Source organism: Secundilactobacillus kimchicus JCM 15530 (genome assembly GCF_001433995.1).
Classification (GTDB): Bacteria; Bacillota; Bacilli; order Lactobacillales; family Lactobacillaceae; genus Secundilactobacillus; species Secundilactobacillus kimchicus.
Genome location: NZ_AZCX01000002.1, coordinates 227,351 through 248,505 on the forward strand (window position 1 = coordinate 227,351; position 21,155 = coordinate 248,505).

Consider the following 21,155-nt stretch of genomic DNA (forward strand, 5'->3'; position numbering starts at 1 on the left):
GGAGGAGGAATTAGATTATGGAGACGGAAAAACAAATAGTTAACGTGACGGTGGCGGGCGGTTACGAACCAGCTGTCGTGAACTTGAAGCAGGGGGTCCCGGCCGAAATTACCTTTACCCGAACAAGTGACCAAGGGTGTTTAGATGTGGTGCACAGTCAAGAGCTCAATTTTTCAACCGAGTTGCCACTAAACTCAGCTCAGACCGTCAACGTACCAACTGATAAAGCGGGTGAATTTGCCTTCAGTTGCGGCATGGACATGTTTTTCGGAAAGGTGGTTGTTTCTAAATGAGTGTGACGAAGCGCTTTTGGGTGGCGCTAATTCTTTCAATTCCAATGTTACTTAACATGGTTTTGATGCCGTTTCACGTGATGGTGCTGAGCAACGAATGGCTCCAGTTCGGCTTGACCACAGTTATTATGGTGGTGGCTGCCGGGCCGTTTATTCAGAGTGCTTGGGCGTCCTTTTTAAAGCATCACTCTAATATGGATACCTTGGTTGCGATTGGCACCGTTACCGCTTATGTATACAGTATTTATGCAATGTTGACTGATCAGGCCATTTTCTTTGAGAGTGCGGCTTTCGTGATCACCTTCGTGTTGCTTGGCCAGGTTCTCGAAGAACGGATGCGCAACAACGCCTCGAGTGCCGTCGAAAAGTTGGTTGATTTGCAAGCAAAGGATGCAGAAGTGGTTCGCGATGGCCAGGTCTTGCGGGTGCCGCTTGAAGACGTTCGCGCTGGCGATCTTGTTCGGGTAAAACCGGGCGAAAAAATTGCGGTTGATGGCACGATCACCGATGGTGGTTCAACGGTTGATGAATCGATGGTGACAGGTGAAAGCATGCCAGTCACCAAAAAAGTGGGCGACAAGGTCATCGGTGCCACCATCAACGGAAATGGCACTCTCACGTTTCAGGCAGACAAGGTTGGTGCGGACACCTTACTAGCTCAAATTGTGGAAATGGTGAAAAAAGCCCAGACCAGTCATGCGCCAATTCAGAAATTAACGGATAAGGTGTCTAATATCTTTGTGCCAGTCGTGGCTATTTTAGCCATTGTAACGTTCTTAGTTTGGTACGTCTTTCTTGACGCCAGTGTGGCCAACAGTTTAATTTTTGCCGTTTCAGTGGTGGTTATTGCGTGCCCGTGTGCGCTAGGGCTGGCCACACCAACTGCATTAATGGTGGGCACTGGTCGGGCAGCTAAGATGGGCATTCTGATCAAAAACGGTGAAGTGCTCGAGTTGGTCAACGAAGTGAAGACGGTCGTCTTTGACAAAACGGGAACAATCACCATTGGCAAACCGGTCGTTACCGATATTGTGGGTGATGAGAACCACGTTTTGCAGATTGCTGCCAGTTTGGAAGCCGCTTCTGAGCATCCGCTGGCAACCGCGATTACGCAGCGTAGTCGGGAGAATCAGGTGACCGTTTCCGCGGTAGATCACTTTCAAGCCGTCAAAGGTAAGGGCGTGACAGCGACCGTGGCTGGTGAGTCAGCCTTTGTTGGTAACGCTAAACTGATTTCAAATAATCAAATGACCGATGAGTTGCGGCAACGAATGACACAACTCCAACGCGAGGCGAAAACGGTTGTCGTCGTTGGACTGAATGAGCAAGTCATTGGGCTAATTGCAATTCAAGATGCGCCTAAAGCCACGTCGAAGGTTGCTATCGAAGCCTTGCATGCCCGTGGGTTAAAGACGGTAATGCTGACCGGTGATAATGAACAGGTTGCCCAGGCAGTGGCTAATCAGGTGGGCATTGACCAGGTCGTCGCGGACGTTCTACCAGGCGATAAGGCTGATGCTGTCAAGCAGTTGCAAGCTAGTGGCAAAGTAGCTTTTGTTGGTGACGGAATTAACGACGCGCCAGCTTTGACACAGGCGGATGTTGGGATTGCGATGGGGTCTGGGACCGACATTGCGATTGAGTCAGGCGGAATTGTCCTGGTGAAAAACGATCTTAGGGATGTTGACCGCGCCCTAGCGTTGAGCCAAAAGACGTTTAGCCGAATTAAATTAAACCTCTTTTGGGCTTTTGTATACAATGTACTGGGAATTCCGGTTGCGGCCGGGCTGTTTTATGCCGTTGGCTTAAGCTTGAGCCCTGAATTAGCGGGGCTTGCCATGGCGTTTAGTTCGCTATCGGTTGTGACAAGTTCGGTCTTATTGAACAAGACAAAGATTTCTCCTAAGAATCAATTTGCTTAAAAATAAAAGTCGCCTTGGATTAAAATCCAAGGCCATTTTTTTACCTCCACTCAAAAATGTTTACAATAAACGTAAACATGTGTATATTGATTTATTGAAAGGGAGATGCTTGATGTTTGACCTGACACAATTAAATGAAGTGGAACTGATTAGTGGTTACCACAATATTGGCAATCTCTTGATGTGCAATTATTGTCAATTGACAATGGCCCGTGATCAGGTTTCTGAGATGGTCACGCATATCATGGTGAGCCATGGCGGGCCGAAGGAAGCCCTGTTGAAAGTGACCTCAAAGTATAATTCACTGACAGCCACTCAAGAGCAGATTTTAAGGGCTTTTTTGACGGCTAATAAGGACCAAGAGGTTGCGGACCGGTTGAATCTAAAGTCAGCTACGATTCGTCATCAAAAATTTACTTTCCGCGAAAAGGCAAAGGCAGCACGGCTTTACATTGCCCAGTACCAAGCTGTTTTTGGCGATACGCCGGTAAAAGCCACACAGTATTTGCCTGTTCCAGCTAGTATCACGCAACCTGACGACAGGTTCAAATTGACCGAAGGCGCTTATGCTGACCTCGTTACACGGTACTTTGCGCCAAACCAGGCGCGACTAACATTGAAGCAGTGGCCGAAAGGTGAAAAAAAGCGCTTCGGGTTAATGATTAGAATCAGTCAGGAATTTGAAATGAATCGGCGGTATTCCTTACGAGAAACCGATAATATCTTACGCTCAATTTACAGCGATTATAGCTTATTGAAGCGATACTTAATTGATGACGGGTTTTTCGACCGAACACCAGATGGTCGCGAATACTGGCGTATTTTTTAACCACCCATTTAGGAGGAAACGATGCAACCAACAACAATCCCGGTTGATTTGAATTCATGGTCCCGGAGAGATTATTTCTATTATTTTACTAAAATGATGCCAACTGGTTTTAACGTTAATGTTGACGTTGATATTACGGCGACATATGATGCAGTTAGAGCGGCTGATTATCATTTTTTTCCTGCTTACTTGTACTTAGTGACGAAAGTGATTCAAGGTCAGCCAGAGTTTATGATGGTGATGCAAGATGGCCGGTTGGCACAGTTCACTGAACTGACCCCTTCTTATTCGTTGTTTCACGATGATGACCACAGTATTTCGGGGATGTGGACAGACTACAATTCAGACTTTCAAGTTTTCTACCAAAATTATCTCGATGATGTCACTGCTTATCAGCACCAACAGGGGGCCGTTGGTAAACCAAATCAGCCAGAAAATGCTTATATGATTAATATGATGCCGTGGCTCCATTTTAATAGTTACACTCCGCTTGTATTCAACGGTCTGCCGAACTTTTTGCCAACGGTTGAAGCTGGCAAATATGAAATCAAAAACGGCCGGCGAATAATGCCTGTGTCATTTACGATTCATCATGCCGTTGCGGATGGTTACCATGTTAGCCGGTTTTTTGATCGGCTTCAAACGGCTTTTGATCACCCCCAAAAGTGGTTGAATTTACCAGTTTGTCGCTAAAATAGAGATTGAGTGAAGTGGGGTGAGTAGACGGAAACTCTTAACATTAACAACTTCAAAACAGCCACTCAGGAGGGCCTTGTCATCATCGACTTCGGTGCCGATTGGTGTCCACCATGTCAGATGATGGCGCCCATTATTGAGAGTGCTGCTGGTGATTTTGCTGGGCAAATCCAGTTTAAAAAAGTGGATATTGACGCCAGTCCAGAGATTGCACAGGCTTTTGACATTCAAGGTATTCCAACCTTTCTGGTTAAAAAAGAGGGTCATCTCATTGACCGGTTTAGTGGGTTCGTTCCGGCCCCGGTATTTAAATCACACGTGGTGCAGTATTTGAAGTAGGACTTCAGTTCCTTTGAGCGTTAAAACCTGTTAGACTATTAGAGAACGGATGGTTCTAACCATCCCATGGAAAGGATGAGTGTCTATGTTGGGCATTGTAATGGGCGTTGCGACGTCACTGGAGGACTACAAAGCCTAGTTCTCCGCGGTTGATAGGAGAACAAAATTGAATTTGAACGATTATGGCGCAACTCATGAGCAACCCTTAGCTAACGGGTTAATGTTAGCCAGAATTATCGCAACGAGTCACCAGCAGTATACGATTGTGACGGATGCGGGCCGATACCGAGCTCAGATTGCCGGTCGGTTGGCGAATCAAACGGTTGAGGCGGTGGATTTTCCGACGGTTGGTGACTGGGTTCAGGTCCGGTTACCCGAAAACGCGGATGATACAGCAACTATTGAACGGCTAAATCCCCGTCAGACGGTGTTTTTAAGGAAGACGGCTGGTCGTCGGTCCGATGCCCAATTGGTGGCGGCTAACGTTGACTGGTTACTGTTGTGTATGGCGTTGGATGCCAACTTCAACTTGCGCCGACTGGAACGCTATTTAGCCGTGGCAGCCGCTTCTGGTGCGCGCGCCGCTATCGTCTTAACTAAGGCGGATAAAGCGGCTGATTTAGCGGCTCAATTAGCTGCTGTTGCCGAGATTACGAGTGATCAGCCCGTTCTGGTCTGTGACGCAACGACAGCGGCGGGGCTGACCGAATTAACGGCTTTCATGCAACCAAGGGTTACGTACGCGTTTCTGGGATCATCAGGGGTTGGGAAGACGACCTTAATTAATCCCCTCCTGGGCCACGGAGCGTTGCTGACGGCGGCAGTGCGCGAGCATGATGCCCACGGACGGCACACAACGACTTCGCGTCAATTATTAGTGTTGGCAAACGGCAGTGTCGTGATTGACACACCAGGCATGCGCGAACTAGGCCTACTTGATGCAAATGTTGATGCTGCATTTGATGACGTTAAAGCCCTGGCAGCTCGTTGTCGGTTCAGTGATTGTACGCACCAACAAGAACCTGGCTGCGCAGTTCGAGCGGCGGTCTCCGCTGGCGAACTCGACAAAGATCGGCTCGAGAGTTACCTTCAATTGCAGACTGAGCAGGCGCAAAATAGCCATTTACGCGGTAAAGCGCGGGAAAATGCTAAAATTGAGCGGATGTTTGGTGGGAAAAAACAGATGAAGGCCATGATGAAAGAGGCCCGGAAGAAGCGCCGTTAGATTGTAAAAGTGATCACCAATCACATAACTGAAAGTTGAATATGAGGACCCTCGTTTGTATAAAATCGGGGGTCTTTTTTTGTATATTTCAAAGGGAAAGTGAGGCGCTTTTAGACTAAATAACATCAACTCGGCTGATCGTTTCCATGGAAATAAATTGACAGATAAGATTTGAAATTTAGAAAAAGCGCTAATATATAAAGAAATTAGGTGATTAATTGAGATGAAAAAAAGACTGAAACCGACGAATCAAAAAAACTAATCAATATCCAATAATCTCATCATGCAAATAAATATTAAAATGTATATTTGTATAAAGCTGAAAATATGCACTCATGATATTCATTTTGTAAGCCTATACATTCCTAAATTAAAGTGTGAAGGATTGTACATTTGAAATGTGAAGTTTCTCTAGAAAGCGTTTCCAAAAGGGGTTACGATGAACTCGTAAATGAGATAGGAGGCAACGATGATGACAAAACCAATTCATGTTACATCCGAAATCGGTAAGCTCAAAGTAGTGATGCTGAAACGGCCTGATGTTGAAGTGGAAAACTTCACGCCCGATATGATGCCACGGTTACTGTTTGATGACATTCCATATCTCCCAGAAGCGCAAAAGGAGCATGACAACTTTGCAGATACTCTCCGGGACAACGGGGTTGAGGTGTTGTACCTGGAAAAGCTGTCGGCCGAGGCGTTAGATGCAGGTGGCTCGGCGGTTAAGGACCACTTTTTGGAAACGATGCTGGTCGAATCCGGCTATGCCGCAGGCGTTCTCCACGATGCCTTGAAAGATTATTTAAATTCGATGGATACTTTTGCAATGGTCAACAAGATTATGGGTGGGGTCCGGAAAAACGAACTGGACTTTGTACCAAGAGACCTTGTGAGTGCCGCAGAAGAAGAGGACTACCCGTTCTTTATGGATCCAATGCCAAACTTGTACTTTACTCGGGACCCTGCTGCTTCAATTGGCGATGGGTTGAGTATTAATCATATGACCTTCCCGGCTCGGCAGCGGGAATCCTTATTCATGGAAACAATCATTAAATACCACCCGCGATTTGCTAACCAAGGTTTATCGGTATGGCGCGATCGCAATCACACGACCCGAATTGAGGGTGGCGATGAACTTGTTTTGAGTGATACGGTCTTGGCTATTGGCGTGTCACAACGGACTTCAGCAAATGCCATCGAAGACATTGCCCGTAACTTGTTGAAGAGTGATAGCGGATACGAAAAGATTATCGCAATTCGCATTCCGCATAACCACGCAATGATGCACTTGGATACCGTCTTTACCATGATCAACCGTGATCAGTTTACGGTCCATCCCGGAATTCTTGGCGAAGGTGGTCACATTGATACTTGGACCATCACGTTGGGTGGTGACGGTGAACTAAATCTTGATCACCGCACGGACCTAAAGCAGGTCTTGAAAGACGCGTTGCACTTGGATGACCTTGATCTGATTCCAACTGGTGCTGGTGATCCCGTTATTGCTGCTCGTGAGCAGTGGAACGATGGTTCAAATACGTTGGCGATTGCCCCAGGAACGGTTGTCACTTACAACCGGAACTACGTATCAAACAAGGTCTTGCGTGAACACGGCTTAAAGGTCCTTGAGGTTCTTTCAAGTGAATTGTCCCGAGGTCGTGGGGGTCCACGTTGTATGAGCATGCCACTTGTTCGTGAAGATTTATAATTGGTTACTTTTGGAGGTTAAATGGAATGACAGATTTTAAGAATAGTGTTTTTCAAGGGCGCTCAGTTTTAGCTGAAAAGGACTTTACTGCAGATGAACTGCAATACTTGATTGATTTTGGTCTGCATCTGAAAGCACTCAAGAAAGCCGGAATTCCGCACCACTACCTAGAAGGTAAAAACATTGCGCTGTTGTTTGAAAAAACGTCGACCCGGACACGGTCAGCTTTCACAACTGCCGCAATTGACTTAGGTGCTCATCCGGAATTTCTCGGCGCCAACGATATTCAGCTTGGTAAAAAGGAGTCTGTCGAGGATACCGCTAAAGTGTTAGGGAGCATGTTTGACGGGATCGAATTCCGCGGATTCAGCCAACGGGCCGTTGAAGGCTTAGCCGAGTTTGGCGGCGTTCCTGTCTGGAATGGATTAACGGATGAATGGCATCCAACCCAGATGTTGGCCGACTTTATGACGGTTAAGGAAAACTTTGGCCATCTTAAGGGCATTACCCTGACATTTATGGGGGATGGTCGCAATAACGTCGCCAACTCGCTGTTAGTGACCGGCGCTATTCTCGGGGTTAATATTCACATTTTGGCCCCGAAGGAACTCCATCCTACCCAAGAGATTCAAGATTTGGCTAACCAATTTGCTGCTAAATCGGGTGCTCAATTATTGATTACTGACGACCTCGATGAAGGCCTTAAGGGATCAAACGTGGTTTACACGGACGTTTGGGTATCAATGGGTGAGAGCAACTGGGAAGAACGTGTTAAGTTGTTGAAGCCTTATCAAGTTAACATGGCCGCTTTGAAAAAGACTGGCACACCAGATGACCAGCTGATCTTCATGCATTGTTTACCAGCTTTCCATGATACCGCTACCGAATACGGCAAAGAAATTAAAGAAAAGTACGGCATCACTGAGATGGAAGTGACCGATGAAGTATTCCGTAGCAAATATGCTCGTCAATTTGAGGAAGCAGAAAACCGGATGCACTCCATCAAAGCAATGATGGCTGCAACCTTAGGGAACCTCTTCATTCCAAAAGTTTGATTAGATGAAACGGGCATATAGTCATCGGACTATGTGCCCGTTTTTAGTTAAGAAGGAGAATGATTATGAAAAGTCGAAAAATCGTTGTTGCGCTTGGTGGGAACGCCATTTTATCAAAGGACGCCTCTGCGCAAGCTCAGCAGGCAGCACTCTTAGACACGGCTCGTTACTTAGTTGAATTCATAAAGCAGGGCGATCAATTGATTATTTCCCACGGTAACGGCCCTCAAGTGGGTAATTTACTGCTTCAACAAGCCGCGGGTAGTACGGCTGAAAATCCAGCCATGCCTTTGGACACGGCGGTTGCAATGACACAAGGTAGCATCGGCTATTGGATGCAAAATGCCCTTGATCAAGTGTTGGCTGAGGAGGCACTATCGGTTGACGTTGCCACGGTAGTCACCCAAGTTGAAGTTAGTCCAGACGACCCAGCCTTTCAGTCGCCGACGAAACCAATTGGGCCATTTTATTCAAAAGATGAGGTTGAAACGCTCAGAGCTCAACATCCAGACCAAACATTTGTTGAAGATGCGGGCCGTGGGTTTCGACGGGTAGTCCCGTCACCGAGACCAATCGGGGTAAACGAAGCTAGTGTGGTCAATAAGTTGGTCGCCGCTGATATTGTCCCAATTGCAGTGGGCGGAGGCGGTGTTCCCGTTGTTCGAGAGGGGAGTCGGTTTGTTGGCTGTGAAGCTGTTATTGATAAAGACTTTGCCTCCGAAAAATTAGCCGAGTTGGTTGACGCGGATTTGTTAATTGTTTTGACGGCGGTTGACAACATTTACGTGAACTTTAACCAACCAGACCAAAAGCAATTAGACCAAGTGACGGTTTCTGAGCTGGAGACCTATATCGATCAGGGACAGTTTGCTAAGGGGTCCATGTTACCAAAAGTTCAAGCTGCCATTGAATTTGTGAAAAACAATCCGAAAGGAAAAGCCGTCGTGACTTCCCTTGAAAATGTTGGGCGATTCCTGAGCGATGGTGACGGGACAATTATCTCAGCGGATCACGTGGAGAGCGAATTGGCTAAGTCATAAGTAACCTTGTCGCGTTTGCCTAGATTGAGAAAGGATGTGTGGACACATGGAAGAATCGAACAGTGGTAAATTGAACCTGCTTGAGTTAGTGGCGTTAGTCGTCGGTTCAATTATCGGGGGTGGCGTTTTTAACCTCATGCACGACATGGCTTCAGGGGCCGGTGCAGGTGCCATTATTATTGGCTGGGTGATTACAGCAATTGGAATGTTAATGCTTGCTAAAACATTTCAGAACTTAACGATGAAACGGCCAGACCTTGACGCAGGAGTGTATAGCTACGCTGAAGCTGGTTTCGGTAAGTACATGGGCTTCAACTCCGCTTGGGGTTATTGGTTATCTGCATGGTTAGGAAACGTGGGGTACGCCACGTTACTAATGAGCGCCGTCGGGTACTTTTTGCCGATTTTTAAAGATGGTCAAAATATTTGGTCAATTGTAGCTGCTTCAGTTATTTTATGGGCCTGTCATTTTATGATTCTTCGCGGTGCCGAATCAGCCTCGTTTGTGAACGCCATCATTACGGTTGCTAAGTTGATCCCAATCTTTATTTTCTTGGTGACGATGATCATCGCCTTTAAACTTGGCGTTTTTACCCACGGCTTTTGGTTCACCTCTACCGGTAGCTTCCAGTTTGCAGATGTGATGAGCCAAGTCCGGAATACGATGCTGGTGACGGTTTGGGTCTTTATCGGGATTGAAGGGGCCGTTGTTTTCTCGGGTCGTGCTAAGAAGCGATCGGATGTTGGAAAGGCAACCGTTCTCGGTATTATTACGGTTATTTTGATTTACGCGCTTGTCACATTGCTGTCGCTAGGTGTGATGCGTAGGGCGGGGCTGGCCAATTTAGGCCAACCTGCTATGGCCTACTTGCTACAAAGTGTCGTCGGTAAGTGGGGCGCTGTGGTTGTTAACGTCGGCTTAATTATTTCGGTTGTTGGGGCTTGGTTATCATGGACGATGTTTGCGGGTCAGCTGCCGTATGAAGCAGCTAAGGAAGGATCTTTCCCAAAAGTTTTTGCGAAGGAAAACCGTAACGGTGCGCCGATTAATTCACTACTGTTCACTAACGTCTGTGTTGAACTATTTATGTTTTCGTACTTGATTACCGCATCGGCCTATAACTTCTTTTATTCCATTGCGAGTGCCGCTATTTTGATTCCTTACGCCTTTTCAGCTTTTTATCAATTAAAATACTCCATGCAAGAGGCACCCGGCACTACCGGTCGGACTGGGAATTTAACCGTTGGTTGGATTGCAAGTATCTATGCAGTTTGGCTGTTATTTGCTGCCAATCTCGGGTATATCATGCTCATGAGTTTGCTGTTCGCAGCGGGAATTCCGGTTTATATGTGGCTGCAGAAAAATGACAACCATGCACCGAAGGTCTTTACGGCAACGGAACGACTAACTTCACTGGTCATTTTGATTTTGGCCCTGTTTACCTTATTCGAACTCGTTCGCCTTGGTGTTAATGGGGTAACAGGTTTGACGTGGTCCCAGTTTGGCGAGTTATTTTAGAATGTGAGTGAATAAAATGTCGAAAGAAAAGCGCCAAGAAAAAATTGAGCAGTTGTTAAATCACTATAAGATTACCACGCAAGATGAGCTGCGAGAACGGCTGCAGGAAGCGGGGATTAAGGCCACACAGGCCACCGTTTCGAGAGACATTAAGGATATGCAAATCGTCAAGCAACAGGACGTCGACGGGAATTTGTATTATGTCATCTATAAAGCTGGCAACCAAAACGAGATTAAACATCTCTACCGTGCCATTTCGGAAACCGTCACGAAATTGGAACGAGTCTCATTTATCAACATTGTGCATACACTTCCGAGTTATGCTAACATGTTGGCCGCAATTATCGATGACCTTGAGTTGAGCGAAATCTCAGGGACACTGGCTGGTCACGATACCATTGTGATGTTTTGCCCGGATGAGGCTGCTGCCAAGCGGTTATATGCGACTTTCCATGAACATTTGAGCGATGATATTTTGACGGATTAAGTGATCATCGCAGGGGCATTTTAAAAACCATCATGCTAAGATTCTTAGCGCGATGGTTTTTTAGGTTTATGGCATTTGTTCCTACAGGGAATCTAGTGCTAAAGGAATAGCTAAAATCATCGGTGACGCTGACGGCCATCACGCGCTAGACTGGCGTAACATAGTAATAGGAGGATAGTAGCCCCAAAAATAGTCATTAAATTGTTTTCTACCTGATGGTTCACGACCATCCAAGCCAGCGCAATGAAGATGAGTTGGAGGGCCCAAGAAATGAGGGATTGGCCGGCAATTAATTTAGTAAAAATATTCACGGTATATGACCTCTTTTAAGTTATTTAGTTGGTAAGTCGCCGTTTTCAGGAATGTAATCAATGGTGTCTTCGATTCGTTTTGGAATTGGAATTTGAGGATCAACGTGGGGATTGTTGTGATGGATAATGTTGTAGCTCGTCCGATATTCTGTCGGTGATAATCCCGTTTCGTGCTTGAATTTCCGGGTGAAGACCTTCGAATCATTAAAGTATGACTCACTAGCAACCTGCTTAATGGGCATCTCGGTTCTAATGAGTAGCAGCGAAGCAACTTCGATTTTGAGGTGGTTCAAATATTGCAGGGTCGTTGATCCAGTATATTTTTTGAAAATTCGGGTCAGGTAGTCCGCATTTAAGTGGACGTTATCCGCGATTTCTGACACGGTTAAAGTGGCTGAAATGTTTGCCCGGATCCATTCTTTGATGTAATTGACCTTGGCACTTTCATTCGGCACGTGTTGGTTAACCCAGGTTTTAAAAAGGGTAATTAACAAGGCGGTCGTTAAATAATCGCGCTCGTCAATGTAGGAGATACTTTCTTGGGCAGATAAAATCTGATGGATTAATATTAAGCTCTGTCTTTCATCCGCAATTCTAAAAAACATGGGTAAGATGATTTCGGGCCGGTCAGAGTTGTGATCTTTTAGGCTATTGATAACCGGTGCAATCTGGTCTTCAAAGGGGTGGTCTTGTTGGCGACTGAAAAAATGAAGCCAATAAAAGTCCACACCTTCAGTGCTGTCATCGAATCCTTGGAAATGCGTGAATGGCGGCAGAACAATAATGTCATCTCGTTGCAGTGTGAAGTGCTTGTGCTCAACAGCGAGGTGAATGGGCCCCTTAATGCACAAGATGACCTCGTAATCGCCTTTGTGAAACATCGGCTTGTGCCGCCAAGAAGATTGGCTGATAAATTCGCCACCCTTATAAAATAAGACACTTTTATTGAGAATAAATGAAAAGAATCGCAAGTCGAACACCCTTTTAAATTTAGTCGGAAATAGTCACTATAAATGCAAAAATATGAACGGTAAGCTTGATGAATTTGAGTCAAAATATGAAGTGAGCAAAAAAGTCATGGTTTTAAGTGACCATGAAACAGTCGCCAATTGAATGGAACCGTAAATTCGATATTAGATAACACCGCAGATTTTAGCAAGTTTGTCAGACGGCCATTTTTGGGATTAGTCGGAAATAACTACCTCTTGTGTCATTATAGCGCTTTCATCACACTTTGAAAACGGTTACTATTTTACTTGTAAACAAACGAACAAGCAAAGTCACCGGTCTGATCCTATTGAGATGAGTCGTGCTATTTTTAGAATTTGGTCAGCGGGGACAGTTGCCATTTGAGTGTTCGCTATTAAAAAATTTTGGAGGCTGATATTATGAGTTCCAATGCAACACACGCTGATCCAAATGTAACAGCTGCTCAGACGTTACTGGCAAACGACCACTTATCCTTTAGGCGAAAAGTGACGTACGGGTTTACTGATATGTCAGGGAACCTATTGTACTGTATTATCAGTTCATACATGCTGTACTTTTTTACAAACGTTTTTGGTTTAGGAGTTGGTGTCGCCGGGACGCTGTTGCTGATTGGTCGAATTTTTGACGCAATTGGAGTTCCAATCATGGGGATCTTAGTGGATCATACGCATAGCAAGTACGGTAAGAGTCGGCCGTGGTTTTTGTGGATGGCCTTACCATTTGCGATTTTTGTCTGGTTACTGTTTACGACACCCGCATTGAGTACCAATGCAAAAATTGTTTATGCCGGGGTTATGTACGTGTTGGCCGACTTGTCGTATATTGCGGTTTCCACGCCAATTACGTCCGTTTTACCAAACCTAACCTCAGTCTCTGATGATCGGATGTCTGCCAATTCAATTCGGTTAGTCCTGGGAAATGTCGGGAACTTCTTTGCAGTGACTTTTATCATCCCGTTTGCGACTTTTCTAGGGAAAGGTAACGAACAGCGGGGCTGGTCAATGGCCGTCGGGGTGTATGCCATCGTTGCGTTCATTTTGTTGATCGTTGCTTTTCTAGATATGCGTGAGAGAAACATTGAAAATAGTGAGATTGTGACCGTCAAACAAAGTTTAAAAGCGACTAAGGGCAACTGGCCTTGGGTTTTAATTGTTGTGGCGAACCTAGTTTACTGGACGGCGTACACCATCAGAAATTCCGCGTTACCGTATTATTTCCAATACAATTTGCACGATAAAAACTTAATTTCTTTCTTCAATGGGTTTTCAATTATTCAAGTGCTTGGAATGGCGGCGGTACCGTTGTTTGTCAAAGTCTTACACAAGTGGGGCACGACCGTCTTTATGCTGGCGTTAACGATGCTTGGCCAAGTTTGGATGGGGTTGGCTGGTGCCAACGTCACCTCAGCGCTTATTGGCTGGTGCATTGCCTGCATCGGGGCAGGCTCTGCATGTACAATGTTTTTCGCCATGGTCGGTGACACAGTTGATTTTGGTGAATGGAAAAATGGCATTCGAGCAAACGGCTTTTTAACCGCTTTTGGGGCCTCGTTTTGTATTCAAATGGGCTCTGGATTTGGGGGATTCATTGCCGCGAAAATATTGGCTGGGTTTGGATTTGATGCGACCAAAGTCGTTCAAAGTCAAGCAACGGCTGGCGGCATTAACCTAACGTTTATTTGGATTCCAATTATTGTGTATGCGATTAGCTTGATTTGCATGGTTATCTATCGGAAATGGGAAAAACACGAACCCGTGGTTCAAGAAGAGTTAGCGGAGCGAAATGCGGAAGCCAAGCTCAGTCATTGATCTTAGGCGCATCCATTTTTTAAACGAGTAACATTACCAAGGAGGAAATTAAAAATGAAAGTAGCTACAGCACCCGGATTAAAACACGTGGAGATCACGTCTGATTTCTGGCAGCGGTACCGTGAGCTTGTTGTGAAAGAGGTCTTACCATACCAGTGGGCCGTGATGAACGATCAGGCTGACATCAAAATTGCCGACGATCCGCAAAACGGTGGTCAAGACACCAACAGTCATGCCATTGAAAATTTAAAAATTGCGGCTGGCCAGTCTAAGGGCCACCATTATGGCTTCCCGTTTCAAGATACGGACGTTTATAAATGGTTGGAAGCAGCGGCTTATTCATTCAGCTATCATGCTGATTCGGATTTAAAAAAAATCACGGATTCTCTAGTGGACTTGATTGGTGACGCGCAAGAGTCTGATGGCTATTTATCGACATATTTTCAGATTGATGCTCCAGAGCGTAAATTTAAGCGGCTTCAACAGTCTCATGAACTGTATACAATGGGTCACTACATCGAGGCTGGGATTGCCTACTATGAACAAACGGGGAATGATAAAGCCCTTCAGATTGCAATTCGAATGGCAGATTGTATTGATGCCAGCTTTGGTCTGACCAGTGGAAAAATTCCGGGATACGATGGTCATCCGGAAATCGAAATGGCGTTGAGTCGGCTATACGAAGTGACCCATGAACAGCGATACCTTGATCTAGCGCATTACTTTTTGACCCAGCGTGGTCAGGACCCGGCTTTCTTTGACAAGCAAAATGCCGAGGATGGTGAAGAACGCGATATTATCGCTCATATGCGTGAATTTCCACGTTCATACTACCAGGCTGCGGAACCGATTAAGGACCAGCAACTGGCAGACGGTCATGCGGTCAGAGTCGTTTACCTTTGCACCGGTATGGCGTACGTGGCGAGGTTTATTGGGGATCAAGAGTTGCTCGACGCGTGCGAGCGTTTCTGGAATGACATCGTTAAGCGGCGGATGTACGTGACGGGCAATATCGGTTCAACAACTACGGGAGAATCATTCACGTATGATTATGATTTGCCAAATGACACCATGTACGGTGAAACGTGCGCATCGGTTGGTATGGCCTTTTTTGCCCGACAAATGTTAGCGCTCAAAGCAAAGGGTGCCTACGCCGATGTGCTCGAAAAGGAGCTGTTTAACGGTGCTATCAGTGGCATGTCCTTAGATGGAAAACACTTTTTCTACGTGAATCCGTTGGAGGCTGATCCGCAGGCTTCTGCGAAGAATCCAGGAAAGGCACATGTCTTGACCCATCGAGCAGATTGGTTTGGGTGTGCTTGTTGTCCAGCCAATTTAGCTCGGTTGATTACCTCAGTGGACCAATATCTATATACTGTTCAAGACCAACAAATACTGAGTCACCAATTTATCGCAAATAAGGCGTCATTTGACCATAATGTGACCTTAACGCAAACCAACAACTTTCCGTGGGACGGCGATATTCACTATTCAATTGAAAATCCCGATCGCTACCCCTTCAAGTTGGGTATCCGGATTCCGAATTGGTCAGCTAATTTTGAGTTAACAATTAATGGTCAAAAGACTGAAAAGACCGTTCAGGATGGTTTTATTTATTTGGAGATCGAAGAAGCCACAACTTCGATTGATTTGGCACTCGATATGAGTACTAAGTTTTTACGAAGTAATAATCGGGTGAGCGCGGACTACGGGAAAGTTGCCGTTCAAAGGGGACCTATCGTATATGCAGCAGAGGCTGCCGATAACGACGCGCCATTGTGGCTTAATAAGATTGAAACAACCAAGCAGCCAACCTATCAGTTTGAGCCCGACCTTTTGAATGGTGTGGGTACCGTCACGCTTACTGCGGACCGGCCATTGTTAGATCCGACTGAGGCACCTTTGTATACGCTATTAGAGCAGTCATCAACCGACCAGAAAACAGCGGTTAAATTAATTCCGTATTACGCTTGGGCCAATCGTGCTGATGGTCAAATGATGGTCTGGCTCCATCAAAAAAACTAGTCTTTTATCGCTAAATAGTCGTTAGCGCGGATGCCGCGTTAACCGGAACAATCAAAAAGGCGCTCTCCCAAAGATCATGACATCTTTTGGGATAGCGCCTTTTTTAGCCTCGGATCACGCCCGTCGGCTGGTGACCAAATTCGACAGCATTTACCGCCTGTCGGTTACTTTTTCTTCAAGAACGCTGAATACATCGGCATCAAAACGGCATCAATCAGATGATTCAACTGTGCGGAGTCGATGGCTTGAGAATGAGGGGCATAAATTCGATTTAATAAAAGAAATGCCGGCAGATCGTAGAGTGATTCATCGATCTGGTCAAGGTCAATCTCGCCGCGGTCTGCTGCTTGCTTGAAGAAAATTCGCACCATCTGGCTGAGCCAATTTTGCTGGAGAAACTTGTCAAAGTAGTCTCGGATTGAAATGCCGCCAAGTCGCTCGCGCATGAGGCCGAACAAGTTCTCGTAGTGAAGCGTTGCCAGCAAGGTGTTAATTTGGGCGAACAGTTGGTGGAAGTCACCAGCTAATGATCCGGTATTAGGCACTTGTTTCAACTGTTCGGCAAGGCCGGTTGTCTGGGTGCGGAGTGCTGCGATGACAATGTCTGATTTGGATGACCACCGCCGATACAGGACCGTTTTGTTGGTCTGGGCATTTTTAGCAATCATGTCCATGGTCAGGTCTTCGTATTTAGTTTCCTGAACCAAGTTCAAGGTGGCTTTTAAAATGTCTTGTTCCAATTCTTGGCCACGGCGGCGATGAGTTGGGTGGTCCGATTTGAGAGATTTGTTGTGTGAGTTCTGCTGATAATTGGGCATTGTGAGTCGGTCTCCTTTGAAAGTAAACAATCAAAAAGAATCGTTGACAAACTGAGTTAAAAGAACTAAGGTACCACAGTACCTAATTTAGGGTACTCAAGTTCCTTAATTTTATTTTAACTCATCTTTGGAGGCGTCACAATGAATAATCAATCAAAAACATCAACTGAGGGATTGCCCCAAAACGTCATCACTCAGGCTTGGATTATTGTTTTAGGAGCCATTGCGCCAATGTTAGATTCGACGATGGTCAATATTGCGATTAACAAATTATCGTCGGATTTCAACCAATCGTTGAGTACGGTGCAGTGGGTCGTCACGGGATATCTGCTTGCGATGGTCGTGGCCGTCCCGTTTACGGGATGGTTGAATGACCGAATTGGTGGTAAGAAAGTCTTTTTGGTGGCTGAGCTTTTGTTTGGTCTTTCATCACTAGCGGCGGCGTTATCGGGTAGTATTACAATTTTAATTGCTATCCGGTTTATTCAAGGGTTCAGTGCAGGGCTTATCACGCCGTTATTGACGACGCTATTAGTCGACGTAGCGGGGACGGGTGCAATGGGGCGAATTATGGCGATTGTTGGTTTACCAATTATGCTGGGCCCCATTTTTGGACCAGTTATCGGTGGATTAATCGTGCAGTATTTATCCTGGCGGTGGATTTTCTTTGTTAATGTCCCCGTTGTTGTTATCGCTTTTTTGCTGATTTTGTTTAAGTTACCGATGACGCCACCGAAAAATAAAACGGCGGTTTTTGACTGGATAGGGGTGGCCTTGCTATCTACGGGTTCGGCCACAATTGTCTACGGAATCGTGCAAGCTAGCGCGAAGGCAAGCTTTGCGAATCAGACGACGGAATTCGATGTCGCCGTTGGTGTTGGCTTGATTCTGGTCTATGGTCTGTATGCGTTTTTCCGACGGGATCAAGCGGTGGTACCACTGTCGTTGTTCAAACGGCGGAATTTCACGGGATCAATATTCGGCTTGATGCTCGCGGGAATTGTCACGAATGGGCCGATGTTGTTATTGCCATTGTTTTTCCAAAATTTACGTGGACAATCGGTCGCAATGGCAGGGCTCTCGTTAATTCCTCAAGGCATCGGGATGTTGTTAGCCCGGCCGGTGATTGGTCGGTACATTGACCGAATTGGGGCCCGCTGGGTATTAATTGCGGGTCTGCTAGTCACGCTAATTGGGACGGTGCCGTTTCTATGGTTTGATCAACACACTAATTTCTATTTACTGATGGCCGTTTTATTTGTTCGTGGCCTCGGGGCTGGTGCAATTGTGAGCCCACTGATGACCGACTCATTTGTGGGCCAAGAGCTCAAGTTTTCCGGGCAAATTTCAATTGCAGGTCGAATTACGCAAAACGTTGGTGGGGCGTTGGGGTCAGCATTAATGGCAACGGTTGCCTCAGCCTATTTAACGACTCATGTTCAGGAACTAGCGCAGGCTAAATTAACGGTGCTGTCGCATGCTTATCAACAAGGGTTCTTTTGGGCGGTTGTTTGCACAGTGGCACTCATGGTGCCAGCGGTATTGTTAACCAATAAATTGAGTCACAAGTAGTGACTAGCAGCCACTGGATAGAAAAATATTTAGTTAGCCTTGACTTAGTGAAACTAACGGTATAGAATGCCGTTTGTTAGCTTTCTTAATATAAAACTAACTAAATAAATAATAATCGAAGGTGTTCAAAATGGCAGCACGTTCTGCAAGTTCAGTAACCGATGGCGAAAAAATGATCCGACCAAAATCCAAATTTAACTTTCGTGATTTTATGGTCTTAATCGGTCAGGTAAAGCCTAAGTATTGGCAGTTAATGGTCGGCCTGACGATTGGACTAGTAGCTAGTGCAGCACAATTAGCTGTGCCAACGTTTGCCCAGTCCCTGATTAATTCACTACGGTCACAGGTTAATGGCCAATTAATCGCATTAGTGGTGGGGCTATTTGTTGCTGGGATGCTGCTTAACACCCTGTCGGCCACGCTTCTTGGTTTTTTTGGTGAAAACGTCGTGGCAAAACTCCGGGATACGCTTTGGGATAAGTTGTTGCGCTTACCCGTCAGCTATTTCGATGAGCAAAAAGCTGGTGAGATTTCCTCCCGGTTGGTCAATGATTCGACTCAGGTGAAGGACTTATTAGCGACGGCCTTTCCCAATTTTGTGACGGCCATTTTGCAGATTGTAGGTTCCCTAGCCATTATGTTGTTGATGGACTGGAAGATGACCCTGATTATGTTTTTAGCGATTCCGCTAATGATGCTGGTGATGCTGCCGTTGATGACCAGAACGCGAGCCATTGGTTTTGCACGGCAAAATGCCATGGCGACATTTAATGGCAAAGCGACTGAAACGCTGGGGGCAGTTCGATTAGTTAAGTCATCCGGTGCGGAAAAATTTGAACGGCAATCAGGCAAAGCAGACGTTCGCAACTTGTATCAAATTGGCCGGAAGGAAGCTATTTATACCGCGGTTGCGCAACCTGTCATGGGCGGTATTATGATGGCGCTAGTGATTGGGATTCTAGGCTACGGCGCGGTTCGAGTGTTGCGAGGTTCCATGACGATTGGAATGTTAATCGCATTTTTGATGTACCTGTTCCAAATCATGCAACCAGCGACCCAGTTGGGATCATTCTTCTCGGAATTGGCCAAGACTAGCGGCTCAACCGAACGAATCGCCGAATTGTTGACGGCTGATGAAGAAAATCAAACAGCTGGGCAATTGGTCAACTTAAAGGGCCAGTCATTGACGATGAATCACGTGAACTTTGAGTATGAACCGGGCCATGAGGTCTTACACGATGTGTCATTTACGGCAAAACCCAACACTGTGGTTGCTTTTGCGGGACCAAGCGGCGGTGGAAAGTCGACAATTTTCGGATTGCTTGAGCGGTTTTATGATCCAACATCAGGGACGATTAAGGTGGGCAATACGGATGTGGCGACCATCAATTTAGTTGATTGGCGGCGCCAAATTGGCCTGGTCAGTCAAGATTCAGCGATTATGGCCGGCACGATTCGCTTTAATCTGACGTATGGATTGACAGGGCACTTTTCGGATGGGCAACTTTGGCGGGTTTTGAAAATGGCCTATGCGGATGAGTTTGTGCGGCAAATGACCGATGGCCTAGAGACGCAGGTTGGCGAGCGTGGTGTGAAAGTGTCCGGCGGTCAGCGTCAGCGAATTGCAATTGCTAGAGCCTTTCTGCGGGACCCTCAACTCTTGATGTTGGATGAAGCGACGGCGAGCCTGGATTCTGAATCCGAAATGATGGTGCAAAAAGCTCTGGAAAAGTTGATGGAAGGTCGGACAACGCTCATCATTGCGCACCGACTGAGCACCATTGTTGATGCGGATAACATTTACTTTATCCAAAACGGTCGGGTCACGGGAAGCGGTACTCACGAGCAGTTGATAGCGTCTTTACCACTGTACAAAGAGTATGTCGAAAACCAAATGCGGTCGGATAAGGTCGCAAGGTAAGCACTACCAAATTGTAGCCGTGAGTGGGCCGTTTAACACGGTGACCCCTAGGCAACTTTGGGTAACACAAAACAGCAGGCCCAACTGACAACGAAAAGAGCGTTCAATCCCCAAAGTGGGTTGAACGCTCTTTTTTTAACCTTGGAAGTGAGATAAGTAATGGGTCGTTGGTTGTCAGGCTGGCGAAACAGTTTTGTTTGGTACATCGTCACGGTGAATTAATGTGATGGCTTCGCCATTTGCGCGCCGCTCGTCAATGTTTTGTTCCCCCCAGGTGCATAGTTGGTTGAGCACATGATTCAAAGTTTCACCCCGTTCAGTCAGGGAATATTCCACATGAGGGGGAACTTGGTTGAATATTTCGCGGTGGACAATGCCGTCAGCCTCTAATTCCCGCAGTTGCTGGGTTAGCATTTTTTGCGTAATGGTTGGAATTGCTCGCCGAAGTTCGCCACTGCGCATAGTGCCGTGACGCAAATGGCAGAGAATGATGGCTTTCCATTTGCCGCCAATAATTTCCATTGTTGCTTCAACGCCAATATTATAGGTTTTTTCAGTCATAGTGCCTCCGTAGGTACTAAAAGGTGCGTATCGCAC

General features: G+C 46.1%; 19 protein-coding genes. 15 read left to right on the forward strand and 4 right to left on the reverse strand.

The annotated features are described in order from the left end of the window. Window positions 1–17 precede the first annotated feature (17 nt). From FC96_RS03535 to argR, 11 genes are all read left to right on the forward strand, one after another. A complete protein-coding gene (locus FC96_RS03535) occupies window positions 18–293 on the forward strand; it encodes a cupredoxin domain-containing protein (RefSeq protein ID WP_054659332.1) in 276 nt (91 codons plus the stop codon). After that, a complete protein-coding gene (locus FC96_RS03540) occupies window positions 290–2,215 on the forward strand; it encodes a copper-translocating P-type ATPase (protein ID WP_056942035.1) in 1,926 nt (641 codons plus the stop codon). The genes FC96_RS03535 and FC96_RS03540 overlap by 4 nt, the downstream gene beginning before the upstream one ends. Window positions 2,216–2,327: 112 nt before the next feature. Then, a complete protein-coding gene (locus FC96_RS03545) occupies window positions 2,328–3,044 on the forward strand; it encodes a DUF2087 domain-containing protein (RefSeq protein WP_056942036.1) in 717 nt (238 codons plus the stop codon). A gap of 21 nt (window positions 3,045–3,065) precedes the next feature. Beyond that, a complete protein-coding gene (locus FC96_RS03550; protein WP_056942037.1) occupies window positions 3,066–3,737 on the forward strand; it encodes a chloramphenicol acetyltransferase in 672 nt (223 codons plus the stop codon). Between the two features lie 45 nt (window positions 3,738–3,782). Beyond that, complete coding sequence (locus tag FC96_RS03555; protein WP_082593232.1) at window positions 3,783–4,079, forward strand: thioredoxin family protein; 297 nt, start codon at window positions 3,783–3,785, stop codon at window positions 4,077–4,079. A gap of 166 nt (window positions 4,080–4,245) precedes the next feature. Further along, complete coding sequence (gene rsgA / locus FC96_RS03560; protein ID WP_056942039.1) at window positions 4,246–5,304, forward strand: ribosome small subunit-dependent GTPase A; 1,059 nt, start codon at window positions 4,246–4,248, stop codon at window positions 5,302–5,304. Between the two features lie 472 nt (window positions 5,305–5,776). Then, window positions 5,777–7,012, forward strand: a complete 1,236-nt coding sequence (gene arcA / locus FC96_RS03565; RefSeq protein WP_056942040.1) for an arginine deiminase — start codon at window positions 5,777–5,779, stop codon at window positions 7,010–7,012. Window positions 7,013–7,038: 26 nt separating this feature from the next. Continuing rightward, window positions 7,039–8,067 carry an ornithine carbamoyltransferase gene (argF, locus tag FC96_RS03570; RefSeq protein ID WP_056942041.1) on the forward strand — a complete coding sequence of 343 codons (1,029 nt, stop codon included), beginning with the start codon at window positions 7,039–7,041 and terminating at the stop codon, window positions 8,065–8,067. Between the two features lie 65 nt (window positions 8,068–8,132). Further along, window positions 8,133–9,107: a carbamate kinase gene (arcC, locus tag FC96_RS03575; RefSeq protein WP_054659345.1), complete on the forward strand. Its 975-nt coding sequence runs from the start codon at window positions 8,133–8,135 to the stop codon at window positions 9,105–9,107. Window positions 9,108–9,153: 46 nt separating this feature from the next. Further along, window positions 9,154–10,626 (forward strand): arginine-ornithine antiporter, encoded by a 1,473-nt coding sequence (gene arcD / locus FC96_RS03580; protein ID WP_054659347.1) that lies wholly within the window; start codon window positions 9,154–9,156, stop codon window positions 10,624–10,626. A 16-nt stretch (window positions 10,627–10,642) separates the two neighbouring features. After that, window positions 10,643–11,113: an arginine repressor gene (gene argR, locus FC96_RS03585; protein WP_056942042.1), complete on the forward strand. Its 471-nt coding sequence runs from the start codon at window positions 10,643–10,645 to the stop codon at window positions 11,111–11,113. A gap of 116 nt (window positions 11,114–11,229) precedes the next feature. Here argR and FC96_RS03590 read toward each other — a convergent pair whose 3' ends face one another. Together FC96_RS03590 and FC96_RS03595 are read right to left on the reverse strand one after the other, a co-directional pair. Continuing rightward, window positions 11,230–11,424 (reverse strand): hypothetical protein, encoded by a 195-nt coding sequence (locus FC96_RS03590; RefSeq protein WP_054659349.1) that lies wholly within the window; start codon window positions 11,422–11,424, stop codon window positions 11,230–11,232. Between the two features lie 20 nt (window positions 11,425–11,444). Then, window positions 11,445–12,305, reverse strand: a complete 861-nt coding sequence (locus tag FC96_RS03595) for an AraC family transcriptional regulator (RefSeq protein WP_235804709.1) — start codon at window positions 12,303–12,305, stop codon at window positions 11,445–11,447. A gap of 507 nt (window positions 12,306–12,812) precedes the next feature. Here FC96_RS03595 and FC96_RS03600 point away from each other — a divergent pair. Next, window positions 12,813–14,222, forward strand: a complete 1,410-nt coding sequence (locus FC96_RS03600) for an MFS transporter (RefSeq protein ID WP_056942044.1) — start codon at window positions 12,813–12,815, stop codon at window positions 14,220–14,222. A 54-nt stretch (window positions 14,223–14,276) separates the two neighbouring features. Continuing rightward, complete coding sequence (locus FC96_RS03605) at window positions 14,277–16,247, forward strand: glycoside hydrolase family 127 protein (protein ID WP_056942045.1); 1,971 nt, start codon at window positions 14,277–14,279, stop codon at window positions 16,245–16,247. Between the two features lie 164 nt (window positions 16,248–16,411). On the opposite strand, the gene FC96_RS03610 is transcribed toward FC96_RS03605, so the two are convergent. After that, window positions 16,412–17,065, reverse strand: coding sequence for a TetR/AcrR family transcriptional regulator (locus tag FC96_RS03610; protein WP_054659351.1), 654 nt, complete (start codon window positions 17,063–17,065; stop codon window positions 16,412–16,414). A 141-nt stretch (window positions 17,066–17,206) separates the two neighbouring features. On the opposite strand from FC96_RS03610, the gene FC96_RS03615 reads away from it, so the two are divergent. Both FC96_RS03615 and FC96_RS03620 read left to right on the forward strand, forming a co-directional pair. Then, window positions 17,207–18,637: an MDR family MFS transporter gene (locus tag FC96_RS03615; protein WP_056942046.1), complete on the forward strand. Its 1,431-nt coding sequence runs from the start codon at window positions 17,207–17,209 to the stop codon at window positions 18,635–18,637. A 130-nt stretch (window positions 18,638–18,767) separates the two neighbouring features. Then, a complete protein-coding gene (locus FC96_RS03620; protein WP_056942047.1) occupies window positions 18,768–20,558 on the forward strand; it encodes an ABC transporter ATP-binding protein in 1,791 nt (596 codons plus the stop codon). Window positions 20,559–20,732: 174 nt separating this feature from the next. On the opposite strand, the gene FC96_RS03625 is transcribed toward FC96_RS03620, so the two are convergent. Then, entirely contained in the window at window positions 20,733–21,119 is a 387-nt protein-coding gene (locus tag FC96_RS03625; protein ID WP_056942048.1) for a winged helix-turn-helix transcriptional regulator, read from the reverse strand. Between the last annotated feature and the right edge of the window lie 36 nt (window positions 21,120–21,155).